A 691-nucleotide genomic window follows, 5' to 3' on the forward strand; every position below is an offset into this window, starting at 1 on the left:
GTAAGCAGAGTTTTTGAAATGTAAGGCCTTTGAATAAGACAAAAGGCTGCCTCATCGCTAACTTTGCAACAGTGCCGCGCGACGAGCAGCAGCACCAGGAGCAGAAGCACGTCGAGAAAAAGCAACAGCAGATCGAGCAGCGCCCACGGCGGGCCGCTCGCATCGGATAAGTCGAAAAATCCGGCTAAAGTGGCCGAGCTGCACATCAGGCCGCGCGGTTTTCCTCCCTGATCGCCGGCGCGGTTTCTTCCTCCCTGAACCGCATGCAGACTTGCCGCCTCGGACACCCCGAGGCGGTTTTTTTTCGCCTCGCTCGAGCATCGCCGCATCCGACGATGCCGAGACGACCAGGCCGCGCACGTCGAGCTGCAGCATCGCCATTGCCGACGATGGCACCAGGTCGCCGGCGGTGGCCACCGACCTCGAGCTCGCATCGCCACATCCGACGATGCGCGCCGGCGTCGACCATCGCCAGGTCTGACGATGGCGGCCGCCCTGCCCTGGATCTCGCATCGCCATTTCTGGCGATGAGATCCACGGAGCGGCCATTTAGACCCGCCAATAACGACCCGGCCAAGATAAATCGCATGACGGCCTTTTTGGCCGGGGGTAGCTGTCGTTTTCAGAAGACGGCTGCACTGAACGTCAGAAGCCGACTGCACTATAGCAGCGGAGGGGTTGGATCCATCAG

The 691-nt window shown here is 61.1% G+C and carries 1 protein-coding gene; it reads right to left on the minus strand.

Annotated elements, in window-relative coordinates; translation table 11 throughout:
* Positions 1–329, minus strand: a 329-nt coding sequence (locus tag GF617_RS26940) for a hypothetical protein (protein WP_170868628.1), incomplete at its 3' end; no start/stop codon positions are given.
* Between the last annotated feature and the right edge of the window lie 362 nt (positions 330–691).

Origin of the sequence: Lelliottia sp. RWM.1 (assembly GCF_016859735.1) — a bacterium.
GTDB lineage: Bacteria > Pseudomonadota > Gammaproteobacteria > Enterobacterales > Enterobacteriaceae > Enterobacter.